The organism is Actinomycetota bacterium (genome assembly GCA_018830725.1).
Taxonomy (GTDB): Bacteria; Actinomycetota; Humimicrobiia; order JAHJRV01; family JAHJRV01; genus JAHJRV01.
Genome location: JAHJRV010000012.1, coordinates 1 through 9,038 on the forward strand (window position 1 = coordinate 1; position 9,038 = coordinate 9,038).

Consider the following 9,038-nt stretch of genomic DNA (forward strand, 5'->3'; position numbering starts at 1 on the left):
GAAGCTGTAAATGATTTGGAGAAGATAAGAGAAATGTACCCGAGGCTGCAGATGCTTGGAGGAGTAGATAAGGAAATATTAATAGATGTGAGTAATAAAAGTATTGAAGAAGAACTGGATAAAATTTCAAAACTCATGAAAAAGGGTGGATATATTCCTCATATTGATCATGCAATTCCACTAGATGCTGAATGGTATAAACTTAAAGAGTATAGAGAAAAGTTAAATAACATTATAGATAATCCAAATTTTATCTATTAATGAAATAACTAATAGATTTAAATTGATTGGCTGAGTCATTATATAATGTTGGAAAAGGAATAGCGCCCTATTGAGAGTTGTGGCTATATTCTAGTTAGGTAATTTAAAGAATTAGTTTGAGAAAAATAGATTATACAAAGTTTTAAAGGAATTACTCTTAGGAAGAGAATGCTAAATGGCAATAGAAGTTAAAATGCCTGGGTTAGGTCAAATAACTGATGAAGTAATATTAATTAATTGGTATGTAAAAGAGGGGCAGAAAATTGAGAAGGGAGACCTATTGTGTGAAGTAGAGACTGATAAAACAATGATGGATGTCGAGAGTTTTGAAAGTGGTACAGTTTTAAAGTTATATATAAAACCTGATACAGTAGTTTCTGCTGGCACGGTAATTGCTACTTTAGGTAAACCAAATGAAAAAGTTAAGGAAATATTAAAAGCAGAGAAAAAGAAAAAGATTGGTGAGAATATTCAACAGATAATAGAAAAGAATTTAATTGCTAAACAGGTTATTGATAAAACTGAAGATGTATTTAAAGCTACATCTTTAGTTAAAAATATAGCAAAGAAAAAAAATATAAATCTGGAATATGTAAAGGGAACTGGACCCGGGGGTATTATTACAAAGGAGGATCTCGAAGAATATTTAAAATCTTTTAAAACTCAAAAAGGAATTATGGAAAAGGAAAACATTTATCCACTGACTCAAAGTCAGCGAGCTGTTGCGATAAACTTAACCAGGAGTAAGAAAGAGATACCCCATTATTATCTTAAAACCGATCTTTTTATTGATTCTGCATTGAATTGGATAGAAAGTAATAAAAATATTGATGGTAAAAAGATTTCAATAAATTCTCTGTTTATCTATGCTGTTGCAAGAGCTTTAAAAAAGTTTCCAAAATTAAATGGATATTTTAAAGATAATAAAATTGTATTAAAAAATAAAATTCATATAGGGTTTGCAGTTGCTAGAGGTGATGAACTTTATGTTCCTGTTATTAGAAATACTGATAAGAAAGGAATTATTGAAATAGATAAGGAAGTAAAACAGCTTGTAGAAAAGACGCAAAATAAGAAATTAGAATCATCAGATATTTCAGGGGGAACTTTTACTATAACTAATCTTGGGACATATGCTATAGATGAGTTTTATTCAATTATAAATTATCCCCAATCTGCAATTATCGCAATTGGTAGGATAAAAAAAACACTGTATATTAATGAGGATAATTCAATGTGTATAAGAAATATATGTTCAGTTACCGGAAGTTTTGATCATAGAATTGTAAATGGTGCCCAAGGTGCAGAATTTATAGAAGAAATTAAGAAGACATTGGAGGAGATATAAAAAGCATGGATTACAAAAGTATAATTAAGGAATTGGGTGATAGTAAAGCAGTAGATATGTATCAGAAAATGCTGGAGATAAGAGAGTTTGAAGAGAAAATAAGGTTTTTATTTCTTGAAGGGAAAATGCCTGGCACAATACATCAGTATATAGGAATGGAAGCATGTGCTGTTGGAGTATGTTCTGCACTAAAAGAAGATGATGTTATTGCTTCTACTCACAGACCTCATGGTCATGCAATAGCAAAGGGATTATCAATGAATTCGATAATGGCTGAGTTGTACGGAAAGGTAACAGGTTGCTGTGAGGGTAAAGGAGGATCAATGCATATTGGTGATATTGAAAAAGGAATGATACCATCTATTGCTATTGTGGGGGGGAATATTCCTATTATAGTAGGTGTAGCTTTAGCCTTTAAATTAAAAAAGGAGAAAAAAGTAGCAGTAAGTTTTTTTGGTGACGGTGCTTCAAATGTAGGTGCATTTCACGAAGGTTTAAATATGGCTGCTGTTTACAACGTTCCTGCAGTTTTTGTTTGCGAAAATAATCTCTATGCTGCGTCAACGAATATAAAAAAGGTATTAAAAATTAAAAATATTGCTGATAGGGCTAAAGCTTATGGAATGAGGGGTGATATTGGTGATGGGATGGATGTACTTAGTGTATATATAAAAGCAAAAAAAGCTATTGAATTAGCAAGAAATGGAAAAAGCCCTACTCTTCTGGAACTAAAAACCTTTAGATTTTGTGGTCATAGCAGGAGGGATCCCAGTAATTACATACCAAAAGAAGAAAAGGAGTACTGGAAGAAGAAGGATCCAATACCTTTTTATGAAAAAATTTTACTTAAAGAAAATATAATCAACGATAAAAAAGTAGCAGAAATAAAGAAAAATGTTGAAGAAAAGGTAAATGATGCTATTGAATTTGGTCAGCAAAGCCCCGAGCCAAAACCAGAAGATACTTTAAGTGGTCTTTATGTAAATATGGAGGTTCAAGTATGAGACTAAGTATTGCAGAAGCACTTAGAAAAGCTATACATGATGAAATGCAAAGAGATGAAAAAGTCTTTTGTATAGGAGAAGATATAGGTATTCCGGGTGGTTTTGGAGGAGCGTTTACTGTTACGCTGGGATTGGAAAAAGATTTTAGAGAAAGAATTATTGATACTCCAATTTCAGAAATAGGTATATTTGGAACAGCATGTGGTGCTGCAATAATGGGCATGCGTCCAATTGCTGATGTCCAATATGGAGACTTTATATTTTGTGCTATGGACCAGGTAGTGAATCAAATATCTAAACTTAGATACATGTCTGGTGGTAAGATAAAGGTTCCTGTTGTCATAAGGGCACCAGTGGGGGTAACAGGACGTGGTGCTCAACATGCCCAATGTATTGAACCTTATTTTATAAGCTGTCCTGGCATAAAAATAGTTGCTCCAGCAACTGCTTATGATGCTATGGGACTTCTCAAATCAGCGGTAAGAGATGATGATCCTGTATTAATATTAGAGCATAAACTACTTTATGGTTCTAAAGGCATAAGAGCAGAATCAGGAGGAATTGATGCGTCCTCAGAAATTCCAGATGAAGATTATATAGTTCCTATTGGAAAAGGAGTAGTTCGAAGAAAAGGAAAAGACGTAACAGTTATTGGATTTTTATTAATGATGCATTATAATCTTCAGGCTGCGAAAATTCTTGAAAATGATGGTATACAGTGTGAGGTAATAGATCCAAGAACTCTATATCCACTTGATCTTCCCCTCATTCTTAATTCTATTAGGAAAACAGGTCGAGTTGTAATTGTTGAGGAATCACCAAAACAGGGTGGTATTGGTGCTGAAATTGGAGTTCAAGTTGCAGAAAATATATCTGACTATCTACTTGCCCCTATTACTAGAATAGCAGCACCAAATACTCCTGCTCCATTCTCTCCAACTTTGGAGAAATTTTATGTACCGCAGCCTGAAAAAATTGCTGATACAATTAGAACATTAATAAAGGAGTATTAAGAGTATTGTAAACTATAAGATTATTATTATACTAGCAACTCTGAATACTTAAAAACAAAAATAAGGGCATCGATATTACCCGATGCAATTTCTATAGGAATTGCTCAAGCTATAGCCATTGTTCCTGGTATATAAAGATCAGGAATAACGATAGTAATGGGAAGATCCAGAGGATTATCCAGAGAAGATTCTTCAAAAATTTCCTTTTTGCTATCCGTACTTATAATATTCTCAGCCACTTTATATGAGACATCCAGATTTTATGAGACAGTTAGATTATTTAATGAGATACCATCTAATATAAACATAACAAATACAATTATTGGTATGCTATTTGCTCTATTAACAGGGTTTTTTATCAATAAAATTACTTCTAAATTTTTTTAAGAGAAGAAACTTAAGAATCTTCTCTCTATATTGCTGGGCATTATCTATTTTAAGCTTTATAGTAATAATTTTTAAAAATAATTTAGGGATAATATATGATAGAAGGGTTAATTTTTGATAGGAGATAAGAAATTTATATATAAAGCATTATTTAAGTATACATAATATATATTATCGGAATTTGTAATAAACCTGATAAATGAAGATATCTTAATGATTTTATATTAATTCATATGCTTTGAAATGTCCTTCCATGGTTTTACTAGTAATCCAAATTGCGATTTTTGCATTTTTTAAGATATTTTGTTTCTTAGTCGATTATTCCACCACCTACTAAGATATCATTTTCATAAAATACTACTGATTGGCCAGGTGTTATAGCCCATTTTGGTTTATCAAAAATTACTTTTACTCTATCTTTACTGATAGGTACTACTAAAGCAGGTTCTAATTCATCTCGGTATCTGATTTTGGCTTTTACTTTCATTTCTGATTCTAATTTATCAAGGTATATAAAGTTTATATCAGATGCAGTTAATTCTTTTCCCATAAGCTGCTTAGAATTTCCAACAATTAATGTATTAGTATCTGGAATTATCTTTTTTACATAAAGTGGTTCCTTATAAGATATTCCCAATCCCTTTCTCTGACCAATAGTGTAAAAAGGAAATCCCTTGTGTTGCCCCAATATATTGTTATTTGTATCAACAATTAGACCGGGTTCAATTTTAATATTGAGATTTTTTTCAATAAAATTACCATAATTACCATCAGGGATGAAGCAAATATCCTGACTTTCAATTTTACTTGCTATCTTCAGATTATTTTTTTGTGCAATATCTCTTATCTCACTTTTTTTATAATTTCCTAAAGGACAGATAATTTTTGATAATTGTTCCTGGTTTAGTTTCCAAAAAACATATGACTGGTCTTTATTTCTATCTTTAGCTCTTTTGATTATGAATTTATTAGAGCTTGAATCTTTCTCAATTGACACGTAATGACCAGTAGCAATTTTTGCAGCCTCCAGTTTTTCTGCAATGTCTATAAAAGCTCCAAATTTTATATATTTATTACACATAATACAAGGATTTGGAGTTTTACCTAATAGATATTGGTTACAAAAATAATCAACGACTTTTTGTTTAAAATTGTTTCTTAAATCTAATGTGAAATGTGCTAAATTTAATTTTCTACAAACATCTCTGGCATTCCAAATTCCTAAAATAGAACAACATGATTTCAAATATTGTTCCTCAAAAGGAAATTCCCAGAGTCTCATTGTTGAACCGATAACTTCATATCCCTGTTTAGTAAGAAGTAGTGCTGATACAGAGCTATCAACTCCACCACTCATAGCAACTAATACTTTTTTATCTTTTTTTGGAAATATATTTTTTATTTCATTTCTTGAGATGTAATCTCCAACTGCTCTATGAAAAGCTTCAATTGGTAGATTTATAATACTTCTTTCCTTAACTGATAAATCTGTAATTTTACTCTTTTCAATTTGTAAGTCTATGAATTTTCTCTCTTCAGCTGGTATTATCTCTTCAACTTTTTTACTCCCTGATTCCTTTATTAACTCTTTTATTATGAGTTTTTTAGAAATTTTTACAGCATCTAATAGACTTAATTTCTGAGCAAAAGCTTTAATTTTTTCACATACTTTAGACAAAAAAGGAGATAGTGAATGAGGACTATTATAATCAAAATTTATATCTACTATGGATGAATCTTCAAAAGAGACAACAGCTTTTACACATATTGATTTTTTAGAATCTTCTATTTCTCCAACACCAAAGAAAATATTTTTGTCTTTTAATTTACTATCTTTCATATTTTTATTATTTGCGAAATTTTGTAAAAGATATAATGTTATTTATGAAATCTTGTGAAAGATTTAATAAATTTATAAAAACTAGATAACATTTTTTTAAGTGTTGGCAAAGAATTTAAGCTTATCAGTGCTTTGAATTTTTCTATCGGTACAAATTTTTTCTTAATACTTTCTGAAAAATCTTTAATCATTATTTTTGATTGTTCCATATAATATTTATCAAGTTTTTTACCACCATAAGCAGACAAAAGATAAAGGTCAGTAATTTCATATATATTTAACTCTACCCTATCTTTAACTCGCATTGCATATTCACAGCTGTCTTCCCAAAATTTTTTTTGAATACCAAAATCAGAAAGCTTATTAATTATTCTTCTATAACTAGCCCGAATATATCTGTTTGGATTATTATAATTTTTATAAATATCCATATAATAACGAATATCTTTTGAAAAAATAATAGAGCAAAAGCCTAAAAAGATAGCACCTATAATAGTAAAAATTCCAAAAATAATTTTAGATGGTTTGATTGGTTTTTTTATCGTTCCTATTCCCTCACCCTCTCCTAACTCTACATCTTCCATCAGCAACTCTTTTAGACTCTTTAATCTTCTTTCTGCTGCCTCTCCTCCTACAGGTTCCTTCTTTATCTTTTCAGCATATTCAGGTGCTTTAAAGGGTGAAGTAGGCTCAAAATTTATCCATCCATAATTGGGAAAATAGACCTCAACCCACATGTGTATATTATTCCTATTCACATAATAAAAACTTGTTTTTAGATCAAAAGTTCCTGTTGTATAACCCACTGCTACTCTTGAAGGAATATCCAAAAGTCTACACATAAGTGCCATAGATGCTGCATAGTGCTGGCAATAACCCCTTTTTGAGTCAAATAGGAAATTTGAAATATCATAACCAGCTGGAACATCTTCTATATCAAGTGAATAATAATAATTCCCTTTTAGATAGTCTCGTATAGCTACAACTTTGTCATAGTTGTTATCTATACCTCTTGTTATCTCTTTTGCAAGTTCCTCAATTCTGGTGTCTAAGGGTCTGCTTTCAAATTGGAATATTTTTGTATACTTATTTAAGTCAAAATTATCTAAATAAATATCTCCCACATCTCTTAACATTTCAGGTGTAGCTGTTGAAACAACAGATATAATGTCATATTCATCTCCCTTTTTAAGCAAGTCTTGTGTCATAATATTTCCAGTTTCAGATACAGAAAAATTTTTAGAATATTTAGAATCTAATTTTACTGGCATGTTTATACTAAAGACATATGGGGAGATAAGCTTTTTTACTACATAACTTTGTTTAATAAATTTTATATTAGGGATATTTAACTCTTCTAAATCTAAAATATCCCCATCTTCCAATAATGTATTAATAGCATTTTCATACAATTGAGAAGATTTTAAAAAGGTTTCAATTCTTTCTTTTAAAATATCCTCATCTACAGTACCTTCATCCAAAAAACCTTCATATAAGATCAAAGCTCTCTCAGGTTCAAGTCCAAAAAGTATCTGCATTCCCCCTTCCTCACCAGCATATGTTTTATTTATAAAGCTTAAATCAAATTGTGGCTCCATAAAGACCTCCCTACCTACTCCCATTGATGCATGATAATCGCTTTTATACCAGAAAGAACCATCAGTGGTATTAAGTAAAGTTGCTCTCCAGTAACCTGGTTCAGGACTTCTTACCATAAAGACTATTTCTGGTTCAGAAAGTGTAATCTCTGATGGAAAATCCATGTTAGGATAAAAGTATGATACCTTTCTCCGAGAAATTACATATCTTTTAAAAATGTCATATTTCCACCATTGAAATTCTGGTTTTTTTACATGTCCTGATAATAATGTAGTTACCAAAACAGCTAATATAACAATTCCAACAGAAAACATTAATCCAATTTGGTGATGGCTTTTTAAAGCAGATAAATTTAAAGATACCTTTTCAACACTTCTTCTTAAAATACCTATACCCTCAAGTTCCAGTAAAAGAATAGAAGAAAGTATGAAAAGTAAGGATATTTGATACTTCATCCAGTTTGTACCCAGAATGCTCATAATTAAGAAAAATGGTAATAAGATAAGTATAGTCAGTAATGGCTTTTTCCACCTAAAAGTACTCCATGAAGCTAAAAAGGAAACAATCCAGATAATGGGTAAAAAGAAAAGTCCTACCCCTGAAACATATCTAATAGGAGCTCGGTGACCTGAGAAAAACTTAAAAGCATAATCTAAATCTCTCCCAATTTTTTGTAGAAGGTTAAACCAGAAGCCATAACTGTTTATAAATCGATGATGTATTGGAGAATAAATTAAATAATAAATAAGAAATATTCCCACTACAGCAGATATTATTATTGCAAAAAATCCGTGTATCCTGGTTTTTGAAAGCAGGATTGCCAGTAAAGTTGCAATTAAAAATAGATATAAACAAGCTACTGTAAACTGGTACCAGGTAACAATCCTTCTTAAGGAAAGAATTGATGAAATTCCCAAAGCAGTGTGTACAAAGACAAGAAATATGAAATTTTTATCTGCAAACTGCTTTAAATATTTTTTCACCTCAATTTTCTCCAGTGTATAAATTTACCATATCAGTATATGAAAATTATTTATCACTTTTTATACCCTCCAGCGAGCTTTTTATATCGCAACCCTTTCTCAATAGACAAACTGAAATACCAGAGCCATAAATCTTAGCTAAGAATCCAGAAAGCATTGTCATTTTTTGCTTATATAAGACCTCAGACATAGGTAGGAATGTCTCGCCCTCTACCAATACCAAGGCGATTCTCATTTGGCCTCTTCTTTTTATTCTCTTGAGTTTATCAAGCCAATCTGTATTAAATGAAGTAGTTAAAAAAACAATGTTTGAACCCGTAGGAAGGGTATCTAATTCTTTGCTAATAATTATATCTGGAGATATATTTCCCGTAGGTTCACATTTGGCAAACACTTCCATTATTCTATGATAGTTTCTGGAAGCATCATCAAAAGGAATAACATATAATCTATCACCACTTGCAACAATTCTGACACGGTAATTGTTTTTTGCAAAATAATTAACAATTGTAGCTGCAGCACTGATAAGATATTCAAAAGTAGATTCTTTGCCACTTCCAAGATGAGAGCCTCTAAATCCATCTACAATAACAGCAACTCTAC

At 30.9% G+C, this 9,038-nt stretch carries 8 protein-coding genes; 5 read left to right on the forward strand and 3 right to left on the reverse strand.

Annotated features, from left to right (window positions below; translation table 11 throughout):
- The 5 genes from KKC53_00545 to KKC53_00565 all read left to right on the forward strand — a co-directional run.
- Window positions 1–261: hypothetical protein (locus tag KKC53_00545; GenBank protein ID MBU2597663.1), on the forward strand; the 261-nt coding region annotated here is incomplete at its 5' end.
- A 175-nt stretch (window positions 262–436) separates the two neighbouring features.
- Entirely contained in the window at window positions 437–1,609 is a 1,173-nt protein-coding gene (locus tag KKC53_00550) for a 2-oxo acid dehydrogenase subunit E2 (protein ID MBU2597664.1), read from the forward strand.
- A 5-nt stretch (window positions 1,610–1,614) separates the two neighbouring features.
- Window positions 1,615–2,613 (forward strand): thiamine pyrophosphate-dependent dehydrogenase E1 component subunit alpha, encoded by a 999-nt coding sequence (locus KKC53_00555; protein ID MBU2597665.1) that lies wholly within the window; start codon window positions 1,615–1,617, stop codon window positions 2,611–2,613.
- On the forward strand, window positions 2,610–3,626 hold the full coding sequence (locus tag KKC53_00560) for an alpha-ketoacid dehydrogenase subunit beta (GenBank protein ID MBU2597666.1): 1,017 nt from the start codon (window positions 2,610–2,612) through the stop codon (window positions 3,624–3,626). The genes KKC53_00555 and KKC53_00560 overlap by 4 nt, the downstream gene beginning before the upstream one ends.
- 156 nt (window positions 3,627–3,782) lie before the next feature.
- Window positions 3,783–4,013: a hypothetical protein gene (locus KKC53_00565; GenBank protein ID MBU2597667.1), complete on the forward strand. Its 231-nt coding sequence runs from the start codon at window positions 3,783–3,785 to the stop codon at window positions 4,011–4,013.
- Between the two features lie 310 nt (window positions 4,014–4,323).
- Here KKC53_00565 and mnmA read toward each other — a convergent pair whose 3' ends face one another.
- From mnmA to KKC53_00580, 3 genes are all read right to left on the reverse strand, one after another.
- A complete protein-coding gene (mnmA, locus tag KKC53_00570; protein MBU2597668.1) occupies window positions 4,324–5,853 on the reverse strand; it encodes a tRNA 2-thiouridine(34) synthase MnmA in 1,530 nt (509 codons plus the stop codon).
- Between the two features lie 38 nt (window positions 5,854–5,891).
- Complete coding sequence (locus KKC53_00575; GenBank protein MBU2597669.1) at window positions 5,892–8,435, reverse strand: transglutaminase-like domain-containing protein; 2,544 nt, start codon at window positions 8,433–8,435, stop codon at window positions 5,892–5,894.
- Window positions 8,436–8,481: 46 nt separating this feature from the next.
- Window positions 8,482–9,038, reverse strand: a 557-nt coding sequence (locus KKC53_00580) for a hypothetical protein (GenBank protein MBU2597670.1), incomplete at its 5' end; no start/stop codon positions are given.